Annotated in this window: 18 protein-coding genes; 4 read left to right on the forward strand and 14 right to left on the reverse strand. The window is 68.3% G+C overall.

Features of this window, described 5'->3' with window-relative positions; all coding sequences use genetic code 11:
• Positions 1-42: 42 nt before the first annotated feature.
• From DM450_RS12290 to DM450_RS12320, 7 genes are all read right to left on the reverse strand, one after another.
• A complete protein-coding gene (locus DM450_RS12290) occupies positions 43-1,032 on the reverse strand; it encodes an aldo/keto reductase (RefSeq protein ID WP_142635182.1) in 990 nt (329 codons plus the stop codon).
• Complete coding sequence (locus tag DM450_RS12295) at positions 1,032-1,988, reverse strand: Gfo/Idh/MocA family oxidoreductase (RefSeq protein ID WP_142635184.1); 957 nt, start codon at positions 1,986-1,988, stop codon at positions 1,032-1,034. Before DM450_RS12295 ends, DM450_RS12290 begins: the two co-directional genes overlap by 1 nt.
• A 70-nt stretch (positions 1,989-2,058) precedes the next feature.
• Positions 2,059-2,958, reverse strand: coding sequence for a class III extradiol dioxygenase subunit beta (locus DM450_RS12300; protein WP_142635186.1), 900 nt, complete (start codon positions 2,956-2,958; stop codon positions 2,059-2,061).
• Position 2,959: 1 nt separating this feature from the next.
• Positions 2,960-3,433: a protocatechuate 4,5-dioxygenase subunit alpha gene (gene ligA, locus DM450_RS12305; RefSeq protein ID WP_260609843.1), complete on the reverse strand. Its 474-nt coding sequence runs from the start codon at positions 3,431-3,433 to the stop codon at positions 2,960-2,962.
• The gene (locus DM450_RS12310) at positions 3,430-4,455 is read right to left on the reverse strand and encodes an amidohydrolase family protein (RefSeq protein ID WP_142635188.1); all 1,026 of its coding nucleotides are present in this window, start codon (positions 4,453-4,455) and stop codon (positions 3,430-3,432) included. Before DM450_RS12310 ends, ligA begins: the two co-directional genes overlap by 4 nt.
• A 2-nt stretch (positions 4,456-4,457) precedes the next feature.
• Entirely contained in the window at positions 4,458-5,333 is an 876-nt protein-coding gene (locus DM450_RS12315) for an NAD(P)-dependent oxidoreductase (protein ID WP_142635190.1), read from the reverse strand.
• Positions 5,334-5,420: 87 nt separating this feature from the next.
• Positions 5,421-6,575 (reverse strand): LysR family transcriptional regulator, encoded by a 1,155-nt coding sequence (locus DM450_RS12320; protein WP_142635192.1) that lies wholly within the window; start codon positions 6,573-6,575, stop codon positions 5,421-5,423.
• Between the two features lie 148 nt (positions 6,576-6,723).
• Here DM450_RS12320 and ligK point away from each other — a divergent pair, with 148 nt between their 5' ends.
• From ligK to DM450_RS12335, 3 genes are all read left to right on the forward strand, one after another.
• Entirely contained in the window at positions 6,724-7,398 is a 675-nt protein-coding gene (gene ligK, locus DM450_RS12325; protein WP_142635193.1) for a 4-carboxy-4-hydroxy-2-oxoadipate aldolase/oxaloacetate decarboxylase, read from the forward strand.
• Positions 7,391-8,266 carry an amidohydrolase family protein gene (locus DM450_RS12330; RefSeq protein ID WP_142635194.1) on the forward strand — a complete coding sequence of 292 codons (876 nt, stop codon included), beginning with the start codon at positions 7,391-7,393 and terminating at the stop codon, positions 8,264-8,266. Before ligK ends, DM450_RS12330 begins: the two co-directional genes overlap by 8 nt.
• A gap of 107 nt (positions 8,267-8,373) precedes the next feature.
• Positions 8,374-8,862 carry a GNAT family N-acetyltransferase gene (locus DM450_RS12335; protein ID WP_142635195.1) on the forward strand — a complete coding sequence of 163 codons (489 nt, stop codon included), beginning with the start codon at positions 8,374-8,376 and terminating at the stop codon, positions 8,860-8,862.
• A 45-nt stretch (positions 8,863-8,907) separates the two neighbouring features.
• Here DM450_RS12335 and DM450_RS12340 read toward each other — a convergent pair whose 3' ends face one another.
• From DM450_RS12340 to DM450_RS12350, 3 genes are read right to left on the reverse strand one after another with little or no spacing between them, the layout of a single operon-like run.
• Positions 8,908-9,321, reverse strand: coding sequence for a ketosteroid isomerase-related protein (locus DM450_RS12340; RefSeq protein WP_142635196.1), 414 nt, complete (start codon positions 9,319-9,321; stop codon positions 8,908-8,910).
• The gene (gene fghA, locus DM450_RS12345; RefSeq protein WP_142635198.1) at positions 9,318-10,151 is read right to left on the reverse strand and encodes an S-formylglutathione hydrolase; all 834 of its coding nucleotides are present in this window, start codon (positions 10,149-10,151) and stop codon (positions 9,318-9,320) included. Before fghA ends, DM450_RS12340 begins: the two co-directional genes overlap by 4 nt.
• Positions 10,151-11,263, reverse strand: coding sequence for an S-(hydroxymethyl)glutathione dehydrogenase/class III alcohol dehydrogenase (locus DM450_RS12350; RefSeq protein WP_142635200.1), 1,113 nt, complete (start codon positions 11,261-11,263; stop codon positions 10,151-10,153). Before DM450_RS12350 ends, fghA begins: the two co-directional genes overlap by 1 nt.
• A gap of 96 nt (positions 11,264-11,359) precedes the next feature.
• On the opposite strand from DM450_RS12350, the gene DM450_RS12355 reads away from it, so the two are divergent.
• On the forward strand, positions 11,360-12,247 hold the full coding sequence (locus DM450_RS12355; protein WP_142637841.1) for a LysR substrate-binding domain-containing protein: 888 nt from the start codon (positions 11,360-11,362) through the stop codon (positions 12,245-12,247).
• Positions 12,248-12,396: 149 nt separating this feature from the next.
• On the opposite strand, the gene mdoH is transcribed toward DM450_RS12355, so the two are convergent.
• The 4 genes from mdoH to DM450_RS12375 form a co-directional block, all read right to left on the reverse strand.
• Positions 12,397-14,241 carry a glucans biosynthesis glucosyltransferase MdoH gene (gene mdoH / locus DM450_RS12360; RefSeq protein WP_185928602.1) on the reverse strand — a complete coding sequence of 615 codons (1,845 nt, stop codon included), beginning with the start codon at positions 14,239-14,241 and terminating at the stop codon, positions 12,397-12,399.
• A complete protein-coding gene (locus DM450_RS12365) occupies positions 14,238-15,815 on the reverse strand; it encodes a glucan biosynthesis protein (protein ID WP_142635203.1) in 1,578 nt (525 codons plus the stop codon). Before DM450_RS12365 ends, mdoH begins: the two co-directional genes overlap by 4 nt.
• A 122-nt stretch (positions 15,816-15,937) precedes the next feature.
• A complete protein-coding gene (locus DM450_RS12370; protein WP_142635205.1) occupies positions 15,938-17,128 on the reverse strand; it encodes an efflux RND transporter periplasmic adaptor subunit in 1,191 nt (396 codons plus the stop codon).
• Positions 17,121-18,392, reverse strand: coding sequence for a TolC family protein (locus DM450_RS12375; RefSeq protein WP_142635207.1), 1,272 nt, complete (start codon positions 18,390-18,392; stop codon positions 17,121-17,123). The genes DM450_RS12370 and DM450_RS12375 overlap by 8 nt, the downstream gene beginning before the upstream one ends.
• Positions 18,393-18,497: the final 105 nt, after the last annotated feature.

Consider the following 18,497-nt stretch of genomic DNA (forward strand, 5'->3'; position numbering starts at 1 on the left):
GCCCTTTCAACCACCCCCGCGGCCGCTGGTTCCGTCAGCCGGTCAGACGTAGTCCTCGGTATCGATGGTCGGCCTGATCGTGTCCGGGTAGCGATGGCCGGCGATGGTCTGCTGGTTCATCAGTTCGCCCGCCTGCTCCAGCACGCCCGCGTCGATTGCCAGCGCGGCGGCCGCATGGTTGTCGTCGAAGTGGGGGATCGAACGGGTGCCGGGGATCGCATGGAGATGCTCGCCGCGCGACAGCACCCAGGCCAGCGCCAGCTGCGCCGGGGTGACACGGATCGAGGCGGCAAGCGTGTTGAACGCCTCGATCAGCGCGAGGTTGTGCGCCCAGTTTGCGCCCACGAAGCGCGGGAAATTGCGGCGCAGGTCCTTTTCGGTGAGCGTGTTCACATCGGTCAGCTCACCGCCCAGCGCCCCGCGCGCGACCGGCGAGAAGGCGACCAGCGCGATCCCGAGCTCGCGCGTCGCGTCCAGTACGCCCAGCTCCACGTTGCGGGTCCAGAGCGAATATTCGGTCTGCACCGCCGCCACCGGATGCACGCCGTGGGCCTCGCGGATATGCGCGGCGGACCATTCGGAGACGCCATAGGCGCCGATCTTGCCCGCCTCGATCGCGCGCACCATGGCGCCCACCGAATCGGCTATCGGCACCTTCGGGTCGAAACGGTGCATGTAGAACAGGTCGATGTGATCGGTGCCGAGCCGCTTGAGGCTGGCGTCGAGCGAGGCGGTGATGCTGTCCGGCGCGCAGTCGATGCCGCGGCGGGCGCCGTCGATCAGGATGCCGGTCTTGGAGGCCAGCAGGAACTCATCCCGCCGGTCCATGATCGCTTCGCTGAGGATCTCTTCGCTCACGCCCATGCCGTAGATATTGGCAGTGTCGAAGTGATCGCAGCCTGCATCCAGCGCATGGCGGAACAGGCGGACCGCCTCCTCGCGGGACGGCGGATTGCCGTAGGCCCAGGCCACATTCATGCAGCCGAGCCCGACGGAGTGGACCTCACGGCCCGCGAGGAGGCGTTTTGTCATCAGGACCAGCCGTCCTGCGCTTCGAGGCTCTCAGCCAGTTCGCCGATCACGCGGTAGCAATCGAGCACCTTGCCGACCGACGAGTTGGGCTCACGCCCTTCGCGGATGGCGGCGACGAATTCGCGGTCCTGCAGTTCGATGCCGTTGTTCGACACGGTAACGCCGGTGAGGTCGATCGGCTCTTCACGGCCGTTCACCAGATCGTCGTAACGCGCGATGTAGGTCTCGCTGTCGCCGATGTAGCGGAAGAAGGTGCCGAGCGGGCCGTTGTTGTTGAACGAGAGCGAGAGCGTGCAGATCGCGCCGGTCTCGGCCTTCAGCTGGATCGACATGTCCATGGCGATGCCGAGTTCGGGGTGCTTCGGCCCCTGCAGCACGTTGGCGGCGACGATCTTGCCCGACTGGTAGGCGAACAGGTCGATCGTGTGCGCGGCGTGGTGCCACAAGAGGTGGTCCGTCCACGAGCGCGGCTGGCCCTTGGCGTTCATGTTCTTGCGGCGGAAGAAGTAGGTCTGCACGTCCATCTGCTGGACGTTGAACTCACCCGCGGTGATCTTGTTATGCACGTACTGGTGCGAGGGATTGAAGCGGCGGGTGTGGCCGACCATGCAGACCAGGCCGGTTTCCTGCTGCTTGGCCACCACGGCTTCGGCATCGGCCCAGCTGTCCGACAGCGGAATCTCGACCTGAACGTGCTTGCCCGCGTTCATGCAGGCGATCGCCTGTTCGGCATGCATCTGGGTGGGGGTGCAGAGGATCACGGCATCGACATCGGGCATCGCCAGCACTTCGGCGAGATCGGTGCCGGAGTGCGGCGCGCCGTACTTGGCGGCGACTTCGGCGGCCTGATCGGCGCTGCGCGAAATGACCGAGGCAATCTCTACGCCGTCGATGTTCTTGAGGCCGTCGAGGTGCTTTTCACCGAAAGCGCCGGCGCCTACGAGGGCAATACGCATGGAAATCTCCTTGGGGTGTCTGTCAAAGACAAAGGGCGTGCCGGCGTCAACCACCGGCACGCGGAATCGATCAGTCGACGAGGTGTTGCGAAGCCGCGCCTTCGACGGTGGCCGAGGGCGGCACCTCGCCGTTCACCGGCTCCAGCACGATGTGGCCGACCGCGGTATTGCTGGCAGGCACGTGGTAGAAGCGCCGCAGCTCGCGGGTTTCCTTGCCCAGCGCGCCGCGCATGATCAGCCACATGACCATCTCGATGCCTTCGCTGCCGGTTTCGCGCAGGTATTCGATATGCGGAATGCACCGCAGTTCCTGCGTGTCGCCCGACAGCTTGTCGAGGAACATCTGGTCCCACTCGGCATTGATGAGGCCGGCGCGCGGGCCCTGCAGCTGGTGGCTCATGCCGCCGGTGCCCCAGACCTGCACGTTCAGGTCTTCCGGGAAGCTTTCCACGGCGCGGGCGATCGCCTCGCCCAGCGCCCAGCAGCGGTTGCCGGACGGCGGCGGATAGGTGACGACGTTGACCGCCAGCGGGATCACTTTCACCGGCCACCTGGCCGGCTTGCCGAACACCATCGAGAGCGGAACGGTAAGGCCGTGATCGACATCCATCTCGTTGATGATCGTCATGTCGAACTCGTCGAGGATCAGGCTCTGGGCGATGTGCCAGGCAAGGTCCGGGTGGCCTTCCACGTCGGGCACCGGGCGCGGGCCCCAGCCCTCGTCCGCCGGCTTGTAGCTTTCGCCGCAGCCGATCGCGAAAGTCGGGATGATCTTCATGTCGAAGGCCGAGGCGTGGTCGTTGTAGACCAGGATGACGACGTCCGGCAGGTTCTCCGCTTCCCACTTCCGGGTGGGCGCGAAGCCTTCCTGGATCGGCTTCCAGTAGGGATCTTCCCACTTGTCGAAGTCGGAGGCGACGCCCAGCGCCGGGATGTGGCTGCAGGCGATGCCGTGCGTAATGCGGGCCATCTCAACGAGACTCCTTAGTGGCCGCTCCGCCTGCGGCGTCACGGTTGGCCTTGATCGACCGCACGCCCTCGGGCGAGCGGCCGCCGGCGATCATCATCGCCTGATAATCCTCGACCGACATGCCGGTCATCGTCGAGACGGCCTGAAGGAAGCTCAGGCCATCGGTCGAGAAGACCTTGGCGAGGAAGTAGATGTTGCCGCCGAGGTCCAGCAGGCGGTTGTAGTCGCGGGCGAGAACGGCCAGCTTCTGGTCCTCGGTCATCGGCCATGCGTCGAGATAGGCGCGCTCGTCCGCCTTCCAGCGCTCGCGGTTTTCGGCCTTCATCAGGCTCATCGCGAACTGGTTCAGGTGATAGCCCTGCCGCGCGCGCTTGGCGGTGTAGACGCGCGTGCCCGGAATATCGTCGAACTCACCGAGATAGGCGTGGATGTCGATCGGACCACCCGCATTGTCGCAAGGGTTTTTATCGGTCACAGGCCGCGTTCCTTGAGCCTGGCGTCAAGGCGCGGGAAGACCTTGCGCACGTTGCCTTCGAAGATCGCGTGGCGCTCCTCGTCGGAGATCTGGAGCGCGTCGACATAACGCTTGGTGTCGTCGAAGTAGAAGCCGGTCGTGGGGTCGATCCCGCGCACCGCGCCGACCATTTCGGAGCCGAACAGGATGTTCTTGTTGTCGATCACGTCGGCCAGCAGGTTGATGCCCGGCTGGTGGTAGACGCAGGTGTCGAAGAACACGTTGTTCATGATGTAGTCGTCAAGCGCAGGCTTCTTCAGCATGTCCGCGAGGCCCCGGTAGCGGCCCCAGTGGTACGGCACCGCGCCGCCGCCGTGCGGGATGATGAAGCGCAGCTTTGGGAACTTCGCGAAGAGGTCGCCCTGCATCAGCTGCATGAAGGCCACGGTGTCCGCGGCGATGTAGAAGCCGCCGGTGGCGTGCATCGCCGGGTTGCACGAACCCGAGACATGGATCATCGCCGGAACGTCCAGCTCGCACATCGCCTCGTAGATGGGGAACCAGTATTCGTCGGTCAGCGGCGGATGCTCGAAGTGGCCGCCGCCCGGATCGGGGTTGAGGTTGCAGCCGATGAAGCCCAGTTCCTCGACGCAGCGCCTGAGTTCCTTCACCGAGGCGGAAAGGTCCGCCTTGGGGCTCTGCGGCAGCATGCACACGCCTGCGAAAGTCTCGGGGAACATGTTCACCACGCGGGCGATAAGATTGTTGCAGTGGACCGCCCAGGCCTCGGACATGGCCTGATCACCGACATGGTGCGCCATGGCGCTGGCGCGCGGGCTGAACACGGTAAGATCGGCGCCGCGCTCCTTGATGAGGCGGAGCTGGTTGTCCTCGATGGTCTGGCGGATCTCGGCGTCCGAGATCTCCGGGTAGGGCGGCGCCTCTTCACCGGCCTTGAACGCGGCGATCTGGGCCTCGCGCCAGGCGTCGTGCGCCTTGGGCAGGACGGTATAATGTCCGTGACAGTCGATGATGAGCGACATGCTCAATTCTCTCCCTTGAGTACGCCCGCCGCGACGCCCGCCTTGATGGCCGCCGCTAGCTTGGCTTCGAATCCTTCGGGCGGCGGCGCGATGCCCAGCGTGCCCAGCGCCTGCTGCCAGACGGCGGTGTTTTCGGTCATGCGCGGCGCAATGCCCAGCGAACGCAGCATCTGCGCGGCCTCGTCCATCTCGGCGGCGCGGCGGCGGCCGTGGACCAGCATGCGGTCGAGATTGTAGTCGGCGCGCTGCGCCCAGGAAATCGCCTTCTCGCTGGCATCGAGCGAGGCCAGCACCTCGCCTGCCACGCCTTCGGCATGGGCGGCCATCATCATCTCGGCGGTCAGCGCCTCAAGCCCCTTGACCATGACCGAGCGCACCAGCTTGATCGCCGAGGCGCGGCCGACATCGGCGCCGACGACACGCACATGGGTGAAGCCCACCGCCGTCAGCGCGCTTTCCGCCGCTGCGGCATCGGGGCCGGAAACCAGCAGCGGCACCTTCATCCGCGCGGGGTTCACCGGCGCCAGCACGGCGACATCGACGTAACGCCCCTTTCCGGCAGCGATGGCCTTGGCGGCGGCCCGCTTGGTGCCCGGCGCGACCGAGTTCATGTCGCAGAACAACGCGCCTTCGCCGAGCAGCGGGGCGACCTCTTCGGCCACCCGCGGCGCGGCGTCCGCGGTGACCAGCGAAAGCACCAGCGAGGCACCCGCAAGCGCCTCGGCCGCGCTGTCGCAGGCGGTGATGCCAAGCTCGGCCATGACCTCGCGGCGCGCGGGAAGAATGTCGAAGGCGCGCCCCTGCGCCGACCAGTCTCCAGCTCCCGCGAACGTCGATCCAGCTTCTCCGAACCCGATAAGGGCGATCGATCTATCCATTGCGCCACCCTGCCCTCACCGCAGGCAATGGGCCAATCGGAAGCGGCTTTCGGCTATAAGCTGGGCGTAATTTATGCTCCCGAACGCCTAATCCCCCACCCGCTTCGCCGCCCACTCAAGGTCGGCGATAAACTCCGCCTGCACTTCGGTCGGGCGCAGCGAGGAACGGGTGGTCATGCCGATCAGGCGGGTGAAGTTCTCCGGCAGGCGCGCCAGTTCGCAGAGCCAGCCGGCTTCCAGTTCCACCGTCACCTGATCGGGCGAGAGCACGGTGAGGAAATCGCCGCCCATCATCACTTGCCGGATCATCATCACCGAGCCCGACTCCACCGGCACCTCGGGATGCGGCAGGCCGTTGGCCTCGAAGTAGCGCTCGAACGTGTCGCGCAGCGGCGTGCCTTTCGGCGGCAGGGTAAAAGGATAGCGCGCCAGGTCCGCAGGCGAGGGACCAGCGCCTTCCAGCGGGTGCCCCTTGCGGGCGTAGACGGCAGGACGATCCTCGAAGAGCGGGCACTGCACGAGGTCCGGCTCCACCAGCGGATCGCGCAGGGCGCCGACCATCAGGTCGAGCACGCCGCCGCGCAGCGGCTCCACCAGTTCGGCGCGCGAGCCTTCCACGATGGTCAGCTTCACGTTCGGTCGGCGGGCAAGGAACCGCGCCACGGCGGCCGGCAGGATGCGCGCGCGGGAGAGCGGCATCGCGCCCACCGCGATATGCCGCGTCTCCACCCCGCGCAGCGCGGCGACTTCGGAGAGGCCTGCCTCCAGCTCCACTTTGGCGAGCCGGAACTCGCGGGCGAGCTGGGTGCCCGCCTCGGTGGTGATCACGAACTTGCCCCGGCGCACCACCAGCGGGCGGCGCAGCGCCAGCGACAGATCGTTGACCGCGCGGTGGATCGAGGGGAGCGACAGCCCGGTCTCCTGCCCCGCCCCGGCGTAAGAGCCCGTTTCCACCAGCGCCAGCAGCGCCCGCAGGCGCGACATGGTGACGTGGGGGCTGTTCACATGGCCCAGCGCGGCATCGATGCGGGGGGCGAGAATTTCCCCAGCCCTGGTCGGCGCCATGCCGTCATGGCGGCGCTCGAACAGCGGCAGGCCGATCTGCGACTCGAGCCGGGCCAACGCCTGTGTTATCGCCGGCTGACTGAGGTTCACGGCCAGGGCAGCGGCGTTGACCGTGCCCAATTCCGCGATTTTCGCGACAGCCCGCAAGTGCCGAAGGTTGAGACTCCAGATATCCATGGCGGGGTTATTAGCCAAATCCTATCCCCTGTCCAAAGTTTCTCTTTCCCCTTGAACACGGGGAAGCCCAAGACAGCGCTGCACCATTATAGCCCCGCGCGGCCCGTCCGGGCGGCGCCGGAACCCGAAGATCGAAGGAGAGCAGATCATGAGTGGCATCGTCGTCCAGAACATCGAACGCGCCGATCCAGCCGTGATCGACGGCCTCGCCAAGTGCGGCGTCGCCACCGTCCACGAAGCCCAGGGCCGCACCGGCCTGCTCGCCAGCTACATGCGCCCGATCTACGCCGGCGCCCGCATTGCCGGCTCCGCCGTCACCATCAGCGCTGCTCCCGGCGACAACTGGATGGTCCACGTCGCCATCGAACAGCTGAAGGACGGCGACGTGCTGCTGCTCGCCCCCACCAGCCCGTGCGAGGACGGCTACTTCGGCGATCTTCTGGCCACCAGCGCCATCGCCCGCGGCTGCCGCGGCCTGATCATCGACGCCGGCGTGCGCGACGTGCGCGACCTCACCGAGATGGAATTCCCGGTCTGGTCCAAGGCCGTCTGCGCGCAGGGCACCGTCAAGAACACGCTCGGCTCGGTCAACGTGCCGGTGGTCTGCGCCAATGCCGCCGTGCGCCCGGGCGACGTGATCGTCGCCGACGATGACGGCGTGGTCGTGGTGCCGCGCGAAAAGGCCGCCGAAGTGCTCGCCGCAGCCCAGGCCCGCGAAGCCAACGAAGGCGAAAAGCGCGAGAAGCTGGCCGCCGGCGTGCTCGGCCTCGACATGTACAAGATGCGCGAGCGGCTGGAGAAGGAAGGCCTCAAGTATGTCTGAGCGCATCACCTCCTGGCACGCGGCGCCGAGCAAGCCGCGCTACACCCCGCCCGCCGGCGCCGTGGACGCGCATTGCCACGTCTTCGGCCCGATGGCGCAGTTCCCGTTCAGCGCCAAGGCGAAGTACCTGCCCGAGGATGCCGGGCCGGACATGCTGTTCGCGCTGCGCGATCACCTCGGTTTCGCGCGCAATGTGATCGTGCAGGCGAGCTGCCACGGCACCGACAATGCGGCGACGCTGGACGCCATCGCCAAGTCCGGCGGAAAAGCGCGCGGCGTGGCGGTGGTCGATCCGGCGATCTCGGACGCCGAGCTTGCCCGCTTGCATGAAGGCGGCATTCGCGGCATCCGCTTCAACTTCCTCAAGCGCCTTGTCGACGATGCGCCGAAGGACAAGTTCCTCGAAGTCGCCGGTCGCCTGCCCGAAGGCTGGCACGTGGTGATCTACTTCGAGGCGGACATCCTCGAGGAAATGCGGGCCTTCATCGCCGCGATCCCGGTGCCGGTGGTGATCGACCACATGGGCCGCCCGGACGTGACGCAAGGGCCCGACGGCGCCGACATGCAGGCGTTCCGCAGCCTGCTCGACAGCCGCGACGACATCTGGTTCAAGGCCACCTGCCCCGACCGCCTCGACCCCACGAACGACCCGTGGGACAAGTTCGCCGAAGCGGTGGCGCCGCTCGTCGCGGACTATCAGGACCGCGTGATCTGGGGCACCGACTGGCCGCACCCGAACATGCAGGACAACGTGCCCGACGACGGCCACCTCGTCGACATGATCCCCCGCATCGCGCCCACGGCCGAGCTTCAGCACAAGCTGCTGGTGACCAACCCGATGCGGCTTTACTGGCCCGAAGAACTCTGACTTGATTCCCGCGCGGGAGCCCAGGTCGTGACCTCATAAACGAAGCGCCCGCGCGGATGGCCGACCAGCCCGCCGCGACCATCAGCCAGCGAAGGAGCGGGACCGGCATGCACTGGCGCCCCATGCGCGAAGAGGACGTGGCCGCCGTGGCCCACGTCGCGCAGATCGTCCACCTCGACTATCCCGAAAACCCCGCGGTCTTTGCCGCCTGCCAGCGCCTCTGGCCCGCCGGTTGCCACGTGCTGGAAGACGGCGGCGGAGACCTGTCCGGATACCTCATCTCGCATCCCGGCAGGCAGGACCACCCCCCGGTACTGGACATGCCGATGACGGCGCTGGCCCGGCCTTTCGACTGCTATTTCCTGCATGATCTGGCGCTGGACGCGGCAACACGCGGACGCGGCAACGCGGGCGAGGCCGTGGGGATCGTGGTGGATGAGGCCCGCGCGCGCGGGCTGGAGCGCGTGGTGCTGATCGCGGTGGGCAATGCCCACGGGTTCTGGGAAAAGCAGGGCTTTGCGCTGCTGGGCGGCGGCCTGCTCGATCCGGCCAAGGGCTACGGCCCCGAGGCGCGGATGATGGTCCGGGCCGTCTGAAAAGAGACAGCAGGGGGAGCATAGCCCCCCTGCCCATCCCCTTATTCAGCCCCGCTCGACCTGCGCGATCCAGTCGGCAAGGTTGTAGTGGTTCGATACCCGCGCGATCAGCCCCTGATCGACATCGAAGAACGCCCCCACCCGCAAGGCATAGGCCTGCCCCGAAGCCGCCGGCAGTCCATCGTCGCTTTCGATGTATTCGCCGGTCAGCCGGAACTCGGCCGAGGCATGCGACCCATCGGGCGTGGCCAGCACGACCGGCTCGTGCACATGCTCGCGGTAGCAGCGGTTCATGTGCGCGAGGAATTCGGCAAAGGCCGCCTTGCCGCGGCGCGGCTGGCCCTGGCTGGGCTCATGCACCACCTCTTCCGCCAGCAGCGCCAGCATGGCGTCCACGTCGCGGCGGTTGAACGCGTCGTAGTAGTTCGCGATCAGGGCGATGGTCTCGTGCGCACTCACGCTTTCAGCCTCTCCGCATGCCAGCCCACATGGTCGGCCATGAAGCTGGAGATGAAGTAGTAGGAGTGGTCGTAACCCTCCTGCATGCGGATCGTCGCAGGTTGACCGGCCTTGGCGCAAGCCTCTTCCAGCAGGTGCGTCTTGAGCTGGCCTTCAAGGAAACCATCGGCGGTGCCCTGATCCACCAAGAGGTCCGGCAGGCGGGCACCGTCCTCGATCAGCGCGCAGGCGTCGTATTGACGCCATGCCGCCTTGTCCGCGCCGATGTAGCCGGTCAGCGCCTTCTCGCCCCAGGGGCAGTGCAGCGGCGAGACGATCGGCGCAAAGGCACTGACCGAGCGGAAGCGGCTGGGATCACGCAGCGCGATCGTCAGCGCGCCGTGGCCGCCCATCGAGTGGCCGGTAATGCCCTGCCGCGCCATGTCGGCGGGGAAGTGTCCGGCGATCACGGCGGGCAGCTCGGTCTCGATGTAGGCGCGCATGCGGAAGTTCGCGCTCCACGGGGCCTCGGTGGCATCGACGTAGAAACCCGCGCCCTTGCCGAAGTCGTAGCCTTCGTCGTCCGGCACATCGTCGCCGCGCGGGGAGGTATCCGGCGCCACGAAGATCACCCCGTGCTCGGCGCAGGCGCGGCGGAACTCGCCCTTTTCGGTGACGTTGGCATGAGTGCAGGTCAGGCCCGAGAGATACCACAGCACCGGCAGCTTCGCGCCCGGCGCATGCTCGGGCACAAAGACCGAAAAGGTCATCGGAGTGCCGGTCTCGGCGGAGGCGTGGGTGTAGACACCCTGCACCCCGCCGAAGGCCTTGTTGACCGAGACCGTCTCCATCAGAACACGACGACCGAACGGATCGACTTGCCCGCGTGCATCAGGTCGAAGGCGGTGTTGATCTCTTCCAGGCCCATGACGTGGGTGATCATCGGGTCGATCTCGATCTTGCCGGTCATGTACATGTCGACGATCTTGGGCACGTCGGTACGGCCCTTGGCGCCGCCGAACGCGGTGCCGCGCCAGTTGCGCCCCGTGACGAGCTGGAACGGGCGCGTCTCGATGGTCTTGCCCGCTTCGGCCACGCCGATGATGATCGAGGTGCCCCAGCCGCGGTGGCAGGCTTCGAGCGCGGTGCGCATCACTTCGGTATTGCCGGTGGCATCGAAGGTGTAGTCGGCGCCGCCGTCGGTCATCGCCACGATCTTCGCGACGATGTCCTCGCGGCTCATGCCCTTGGTGTTGAGGAAGTCGGTCATGCCGAAGCGGCGGCCCCATTCCTCGCGGGTCTCGTTGATGTCGACGCCGATGATCTTGTTCGCCCCGGCCAGACGCGCGCCCTGGATCACGTTGAGGCCGATGCCGCCGAGGCCGAAGATGACGACGTTGTCGCCCACCTGCACCTTGGCGGTGTTGATGACCGCGCCAACGCCCGTGGTCACGCCGCAACCGATGTAGCACGAGGACTGGAACGGCGCGTCTTCACGGATCTTGGCGACGGCGATCTCGGGCAGCACGGTGAAGTTCGAGAAGGTCGAGCAGCCCATGTAGTGGTAGATCGGCTGGCCCTTGTAGGAAAAGCGCGTGGTGCCGTCCGGCATCAGGCCCTTGCCCTGCGTGGCGCGGATCGCGGTGCACAGGTTGGTCTTGCCCGAGAGGCACGACTTACACTGGCGGCATTCCGGGGTGTAGAGCGGGATCACGTGGTCGCCCGGCACCACCGAGGTGACGCCCGCGCCCACTTCGCGCACCACGCCCGCGCCTTCGTGGCCGAGCACGCTGGGGAAGATCCCCTCGCTGTCGAGCCCGTCGAGCGTATAGGCATCGGTATGGCAGATGCCGGTGGCCATGATCTCGACCAGGACTTCGCCGGCCTTGGGGCCTTCAAGATCGAGTTCGACGATTTCGAGCGGCTTCTTCGCCTCGAAGGCAACGGCGGCGCGGGTCTTCATGGGGTATGCTCCTTGAACTGCTTGCGCGCTTTGTAGGACCGGCCCTTGCTGTGATAAAGCGACGTTTCTGAAAAGTATTATCACCATATGGGGAAAATGATGCTCGGCCAGTGGGACGGGATCGAGGAATTCGTGATGATCGCCCGCCACGGCAGCTTTACGCTGGCGGCAGAGGCCTATGGCGCCAGCGTCACGCATATGAGCCGGGCGCTGGCGCGGCTGGAAACGCGGCTTCAGGCCCAGTTGATGCTGCGCACGACGCGCACCCTCAGGCTCACCGAAACCGGGCAGATCTTCCTGGAGACCTGCCGCCGCCTGATCGAGGAGCGGGACGAGGCAATTGCCGCCATCACCTCGCAGGGCGAGCCGCGCGGGCATCTGCGCGTCACCTGTTCCTATGCGCTGGGCGAGAAGTTCGTGGCGCCGCTGGTGCGCGAACTGTCGCAGGCCTATCCGGCGATCTCGGTGACGCTGGACCTCGACAATGCGCTCGTGGACCTCATCGCCGAGGGCTACGACCTCGCCATCCGCACCGGGCATCTCGAGGATTCGCGCCTCGTCGCCAGCCGCATCGCCAGCCGCGCGCTGGTGACGCTGGGTTCGCGCGGCTATCTCCACGACCGCGGCCGCCCGGCGACGATCGCCGACCTCAAGCACCACGATTGCCTTGTCGGCTCGGCCAGCCAGTGGCACTTCCGCGATGGCCAGACCTTCCGCCCGCAAGGCCGCTGGCGCTGCAACAGCGGTGCCGCGCTGGTCGAGGCGGCGCTGGCGGACATGGGATTGTGCCAGGTGCCCGCCTTCTACCTCGGCGACCATGTCGCGGCGGGGCGGCTGGAGCCGGTGCTGACCGACCTTGCACCCGAGGAAGAGCCGATCTGGGCGGTCTATCCCCAGCGCCGCCATCTCTCGCCCAAAGTCGGCGCATTGGTGGCGCACTTGCGCGCCAATCTGCCTGCCCGGCTGGCGGAGGCGAGTGCCTGACCCAGGCCCGCCAACTGGCTGCTAATCCAAACCACCCCGTCATCCCCGCGAAGGCGGGGATCCCGCTTGTTCTTCGCGGCGAGGCAAAAGGAAGCGGGGCCCCCGCCTTCGCGGGGGCGACGGCATTTTGTTGACGGAAGTGAGTGAACTCACCCGATCGCCAGCGGCGCGTCGTCCGGCTCGTCGCCGTTGGCCAGCGGCGCTTCGTCCGCCGCGATGATCGTCGGCGCGGGCACGGCAAAGAAGCCCTCCTGCTCCGCCTGCGCGCCGGTGGTCGCCCGCGAGGTCAGGCTGATCAGCCAGGGCGAGGCGAGCAGGCCCAGCGTCAGCGGCGAGAGCCACAGCGCCGTCACCGGATCGATGAACACGGTCGCCGCGAAGAGGAGGCCGAGCGCGATGTGTTCCTTGAGGTCCGGCAGCACCTCGCGCACGCCGATGCGGCGGGCGTCGCGGTCCTGCGTGCTCCAGTGCACCGGAATGCCGAGCGCGAGGCCGAACAGCGCCTTGACCTGCATGACCATGGTGACGGGCGCCAGCAGGATCGCCAGCGGCACTTCCAGCGCGACCGAGCGCAGCACGCCGCCCCAGCCGCCGAAGGCACGGCGGCGGGTCCTGTCGGCCATGACCCAGATCGTGCCCATCGCCTTGGGGCCGAACAGCAGCAGCACCGTCAGCCACAGCACGCTCGGCGGCGCCGCGCCCGCAAAGCCCTGGCCGCCCTGCGCCATCGCGGCCTGGACGATGGCGGTGACCAGCAGCAGCAGCCAGCCCGGCGAGGTCAGATAGGCCGAGGCGCCGATCAGCAGGTGCAGGCGGCTGGTCCAGTGCAGGCCCGAGGCGTCGATCAGGCGCAAGTGCTGGAGATTGCCCTGCATCCAGCGCCGGTCGCGGATCGCGTGGTCAACGATGGTGGGCGGGAATTCCTCGTAGCTGCCGTCGATCATCACCATGTGCACGGCCCAGCCGCGGCGGCGCAGCAGCGCCGATTCGAACATGTCGTGGCTGAGGATGTGGCCGCCGAACGGGGGCTTGCCCGGCAGTTCGGGAAGCCCGCAGGAATCCGCGAAAGCACGCGTGCGCACGATGGCATTGTGGCCCCAGAAGTTCGCCTCCGCACCCGACCACCAGAGCAGCCCGGCGGACGCGATCGGCCCGTAGGCCTCGCTGGCGAAACGCATCCAGCGCTGGAACAGCGTCTGCGCGTTGATGATCATCGGCACCGTCTGGAGCAACCCGATCGAGGGCCGCTCCTCCATGATCGCCGCCATGCCGATGATGGCATCGCCGCTCATCAGCGAATCGGCGTCGAGGATCAGCATGTTCTCGTAGGCCGCGCCGAAACGCTGCACCCATTCGGCGATGTTGCCGGGCTTGCGCGCGATGTTCTTCTCGCGGCGGCGGTAATAGACCTTGATCGGCGCCGAAGCGGCCACTTCACGCCAGGCCGCTTCCTCGCGCTTGCCATGGAAGGCATTGGAATCGCTGAGCACGAAGAAGTCGATCCACTCCGCCCCGCCCGCAGCGGCGATGGAGGCGGCCATGGCGCGCACGCGGCCGAAGGTGGCCTCCACGCTCTCGTTGTAGACCGGCATCAGCACCGCGGTACGGTGGCGCAGCGACGAGGCGGGGCTGGGCACCGCGGTAAAGCCGGGGTGCTTGCCGGTGATGAGCTGCAGGAACCCGATCGAGGAGGTGACAAAACCGAAGGCGATCCACGCGAAAAGCGGCACGAAGAACAGCAGCAGCACGATGTCGAGCACGCTCAGCCCGTCGCGCGACAAGGCGAAACGCACCTCGCTCGAGGCTGCCAGCGCGATCACCGCGGTGACGGCCAGCAGCAGCAGGCGCTTGACCTGCATGCCGTGCGGGCTGGTGCGCACCGCGATCGAGCCGGGGGCGATGCCGTGGAGGTCCTGGACCGGCATCGCCAGCGGCGCCTCGGGCGGCAGCGGGCTCATCGCCGCATTGGCGGGCGCATGGGGCGGGGCGTTCATGGCTCGAGGCTCTGTATCACGGTTTCACTGAGCGCGGCGCCGCCGCGCGCGAGGAACAGGCGAATGTCCGGCGACGGCATGGCGGCGGGACGCAGGTCCAGCACCACCCGCCAGCGGTTCGCGGTGCCGACTACGGGATAGACCGCAAGGTCCACCACCGCCTGCGCGGGAAGGCCCGTCTCGGCGGTGACGCCGCTCTGGCGGGTAAGCCCCTGCAGCGCCTCGCCCTCGAAATCGAACACGAACTTGCGCGCATCCTTTTCGGCCGCCTTGACCCCCGGCCGCCCCGACTGGCCCTGCCAGCTGTCCACGCAGCGCGCCGCCGCCGTCCCTCCGGGCTCCTTGCTGGTCCAGCTCAGCCGGTAGGCAAGATCGCGGCGCTGCCCGGCGCGGGCCGGTTCGTCCGAGAGCCAGAAGGCGGCGATGTTGTCGATCGTCTCGGTATCGGTGCTCATCTGGTAGAGCATGACCGCGCCCTTGCCCCAGTCGCCCTGCGGCTCGACCCAGAGCGAGGGGCGCTTGTCGTAGAAGGCGCCGTCATCCTGATAGTGGTCGAAACTCTGGTCGCGCTGGAGCAGGCCGAACCCCTTCACCCCGTCGGCGCGCAGGGCATTGGTGCGGGTGCGCTGCGGATTAGCGAGCGGCACCCAGATCCGCTCGCCCGAGCCCGCATGGATCGCCAGACCGTCGGAATCGTGGATTTCCGGGCGCCAGTCGTTCCGCTTGGCGGGATCGGACTGGTCGTACCAGAACATGCTGGTGATCGGCGCGAGCCCCAGCCGCGCGACATCGCGGCGCAGGAACAGGCTGGCGCGCACGTCCTGGGTGATCGCCGCCTCTCCGCGCAGGCAGTCGAAGGCATAGGCCCCGGTCACGCTCGGTCCGTCGAGCAGGGCATGGATGCGCACATGGTCGGTGCCGACATGCTCGATCCAGAATTCGGTGAAGGCGGGAAATTCCTCCGGGTGCGGCATCGCGGTGTCGACGGCGATGCCGCGCGCCGAAAGGCCGTACTGGTCGCGCGCGCCCGACGTGCGGAAATAGGAGGCGCCCTGGAAGGCCAGCCAGTCCGAGCGATGGTCGGCGGTCATGACCCGGAAACCCGCCGGATCGGCGCGGCTGCCGCCCACGAAGAAGCCGCGCGTGTCGGTCAGTTCGCGGGCGCTGCCGTTCTCCACGAGGTGGATCTTCACGGCCTGCGGCGAGGTGCCCCGGGTGGCCGGGAACAGCCGCACGTCACCCGCCACGCTTTTGGCATCGCCGTAGGTCAGCTTGACCGCCGCCTCGAAATCGGCGGCCGCATGGGCGGAGACCGGCGGCTGGACATAAGGCCGCGCCGCCAGCGCCTGGGCCGCGCGGACCAGCGTGTCCCACGAAAACGGCGCAGCGGGGCCGAACCCGGCCCCGACCCCAGCGGCGCCGCTCCCCCGCGCTGCCGCCTGCGCAAGCTGCGGAAACGCCGCCAGTCCGGCAAACGAGGCCAGCAGGGCTGAAAATTGGCGTCGGCCAAGCGACGCCGGGGCGACCGGGCGGCTCGTCTTCGAGCCTGCCTGCCTCACTGTACTTCGGGTCATGAGCGTCAAACGCACCGTCGAGCGCAAAGTTTCGCTGCAGTGCGTCAAAAGGATCCTTCTGCAAGGGCCTGCCAGGCGGTCATCACGCCTGCAGGCTTATGGCGCCGGCTTAGGGCCCCGACTTATGGTTGGGCCGGCTGGTTGCGCCAGCCGACAATGACCTCGACCCCCGGCTTGAGGTCGCTGGCGAAGACTTCGGTGCGTTTGCCGTCACCCGCGCCGACAGTCACATAGACCCGGCGCGGCTCGCCGTCGCCCGAGACGAGATAGATGCGCGGCTGGCTGCGCCCGGTGGAGGGCGAGGCCCTGTTGCCGGGCTCGAAAGTCAGCGCGGCGTCGGGCACGAGGAGCACGTTGCTGCGCTGCGGCAAGGGCAGTTCGACCGTGGCGGCCATGCCGGGGCGGATCGCCTCGACCGGCTTCTCCAGCGTGAACACGGCGCGGCGCGAGCCCGGGGCATCGGCACGGTCGGTGAGGATGCGGGCGAGCGTCGCCGGCTGCACCGCGTCGGGCAAGGCATCGAGCCGCACTTGCGCCGCCGTGCCCGCTTCCAGCACCGCATTGCCCGTGCGGGCCAGCGGGATCTCGATTTCCAGCGTCTCGTCGCTGGCGGCCAGCGTGAACAGCTTCATGCCCATGCGCACGCGCTGGCCGGTGCGGATACTGCGTTCCACCACGTAGCCCGCAAAAGGCGCGCGCACCACGGCGGCGGCCAGCTTCTCGCTATCGGCCTGAAGGCTGCTGCGGGCGGCGGCGAGCCGGGCCTCGGCGGCGGACACCGCGCGCCCGGCGCGGTCGGCTTCGGCGCGCGCGCCTTCCAGTTCGTTGATCGCCGGAACCCGGTGGCCGGAGCGGCGCCAGACGTCCTCGAACCGCGCCAGCTTGCCGGTGGCCTCGTCGCGCGCCGTGCGGGCGGCGGCAAGGTCGGCCTCGGCGGCGGTGACCAGCGCGCGGTCGGCCGCAAGGGTGCTGCGCAGCGGCTCGGCATCGATGGTGGCAAGGACCTGTCCCTTCGCGACCTTGCCGCCCGCAGCCACGCCCTCGGCCGTGACGGTGCCGTCGAGCGCGGCGGCCAGAGCCACTTCGCCGCTGCCGTGCACGGTGCCGCGCTCGGAGACCAACGGCGTGATCGTGCCCTGTTCGACCAGCGCGGTGTAATACGGCAGGTCGCTGCCGCCGAGGAACCGGACCAGCAGCATCAGCAGCGCCACCACCGCCGCCGCCAGCAGCGCCAGCCGCAGCAGGTGCGTGCGCCCGCGGCGGGCACCGAACCCCAGGAAACTGTCGAGATTGGCGTGGTCGGCCTCAGTCACAGGCAGCGACTCCCACTTGCGGCGAGAGGTCCGCCGCCGACCAGCCGTCGCCGCGCTGGAGGTGCAGGCGGATCATGCCCGCCGCCCGCTCGGCCCGCAGGCCCAGCCGCGCTTCCTCGACCGACAGCGCCGAGGCTTCGGCGACGTAAAGCGTCGCGAAGTCGCCCATGCCCGCGCGGTAGGCGGCGCGGGCATCCTGCACCGCACGGCGCGACCGCTCGCCGCTCTGGCCAAGCGCCTGTTCGCGCGCATCGAGCAGGACCAGCGCCTGCCGCGTGGCGGCGATCTCGGCGCGGGCCTCGGCCTCGGCCTTGCCGAGTTCGTCCAGCCCGTCGCGCAGCAGCGGCGGGGTCGCGGGATCGCCCTCTCCCAGCCGGCTCTCGGCCTCGGCCTTGTCGATGTCGGCCTGGGTCATCTTCTCATGCTCGATCCGGGAGAGCAGCCGGTAACGCAGCGCCAGCAGGTCGGCGCGGTGCAGCGGTCCCTCGTCCGCAGGCCCCGGCGGATCGCGGCCGAGATCGGACACATCGCCGCTCTCGCCGAGCGCCGTCAGCAGCGCGGCATCGTCCATGTCCGCCATCCGCGCCAGTTCCATGCGTGCACGCTCGAAGCGCGCGCGGGTCGCCGCCAGGTCGGCATCGGCGACGCCGGCCATGCTGCTGCCGATGCCGCCGTCGATCGCGGTGACCAGCCCGGCCTGGCGGCGGAATTCGGCAATCGCGGCATTGTCGCGGAACTGGTCGAGCCGCTCGGTGCGCAGGACCAGCACGTTCTGCAGCCGCCGCACCTCGACATAGGCCAGCGCCACCGCCGCCGCGCGCGCCGCGCGGGCCTGGGCATAGGCATACTGATCGGCGCGCAGGGCCGCGGCGCGCGACAGGCCGTGGTCGGTGCCGACCAGCTTGCGCATCCGGCCCGACAGGCGCCGCTCGGCCGAGGCGTCCGCCTCGGCCTGCACGGCAAGCCGGGCCGCCCGGCAGGCAAGTTCGTGGTCGGCGGCAATGCCGCGCGCCACCAGGTCCGCCAGCAGCGGATCGCCGGCCTGCTTCCACCAGTCGCCATCCACCGGCGCCTCCACCGTGGGCGCAGGCGGCTGCGGCAACGGCGCAGCGGGGCGCTCCTGCCCGGTGCAGGCCGCCAGCGAAAAGGCCGCGGAGCAGGCCAGTACCGCCGCCAGCGGCAGTCGCTTCCAATTCAAGGCATCGTCGTATCGCACGCGGGCAGCGATAGCAGCAAAGTCCGCAGAGGCAATCATGGTGCGCATGCGAAGAGCCCAAGTTGTTGAACGAAGTCCTTGCCGCCGGGGACAAAAACGTAGCGCCGGTGGGGTCAAGCCCGAAGCCCCCACCGCCCCGCCGCGCCGCCAGAT

Origin of the sequence: Sphingomonas sp. IC081, assembly GCF_006874585.1 — a bacterium.
In the GTDB taxonomy this organism is placed as follows: domain Bacteria; phylum Pseudomonadota; class Alphaproteobacteria; order Sphingomonadales; family Sphingomonadaceae; genus Novosphingobium.

What these genes read in the sequence shown, in the direction of transcription:
- DM450_RS12290 (WP_142635182.1), bottom strand. Translation starts at nt 1,032, where the DNA reads ATGACAAAACGCCTCCTCGCGGGCCGTGAGGTCCACTCCGTCGGGCTC.
- DM450_RS12295 (WP_142635184.1), bottom strand. Translation starts at nt 1,988, where the DNA reads ATGCGTATTGCCCTCGTAGGCGCCGGCGCTTTCGGTGAAAAGCACCTC.
- DM450_RS12300 (WP_142635186.1), bottom strand. Translation starts at nt 2,958, where the DNA reads ATGGCCCGCATTACGCACGGCATCGCCTGCAGCCACATCCCGGCGCTG.
- DM450_RS12310 (WP_142635188.1), bottom strand. Translation starts at nt 4,455, where the DNA reads ATGTCGCTCATCATCGACTGTCACGGACATTATACCGTCCTGCCCAAG.
- DM450_RS12315 (WP_142635190.1), bottom strand. Translation starts at nt 5,333, where the DNA reads ATGGATAGATCGATCGCCCTTATCGGGTTCGGAGAAGCTGGATCGACG.
- DM450_RS12320 (WP_142635192.1), bottom strand. Translation starts at nt 6,575, where the DNA reads ATGGATATCTGGAGTCTCAACCTTCGGCACTTGCGGGCTGTCGCGAAA.
- ligK (WP_142635193.1), top strand. Translation starts at nt 6,724, where the DNA reads ATGAGTGGCATCGTCGTCCAGAACATCGAACGCGCCGATCCAGCCGTG.
- DM450_RS12330 (WP_142635194.1), top strand. Translation starts at nt 7,391, where the DNA reads ATGTCTGAGCGCATCACCTCCTGGCACGCGGCGCCGAGCAAGCCGCGC.
- DM450_RS12335 (WP_142635195.1), top strand. Translation starts at nt 8,374, where the DNA reads ATGCACTGGCGCCCCATGCGCGAAGAGGACGTGGCCGCCGTGGCCCAC.
- fghA (WP_142635198.1), bottom strand. Translation starts at nt 10,151, where the DNA reads ATGGAGACGGTCTCGGTCAACAAGGCCTTCGGCGGGGTGCAGGGTGTC.
- DM450_RS12350 (WP_142635200.1), bottom strand. Translation starts at nt 11,263, where the DNA reads ATGAAGACCCGCGCCGCCGTTGCCTTCGAGGCGAAGAAGCCGCTCGAA.
- DM450_RS12355 (WP_142637841.1), top strand. Translation starts at nt 11,360, where the DNA reads ATGATGCTCGGCCAGTGGGACGGGATCGAGGAATTCGTGATGATCGCC.
- mdoH (WP_185928602.1), bottom strand. Translation starts at nt 14,241, where the DNA reads ATGAACGCCCCGCCCCATGCGCCCGCCAATGCGGCGATGAGCCCGCTG.
- DM450_RS12365 (WP_142635203.1), bottom strand. Translation starts at nt 15,815, where the DNA reads ATGACCCGAAGTACAGTGAGGCAGGCAGGCTCGAAGACGAGCCGCCCG.
- DM450_RS12375 (WP_142635207.1), bottom strand. Translation starts at nt 18,392, where the DNA reads ATGCGCACCATGATTGCCTCTGCGGACTTTGCTGCTATCGCTGCCCGC.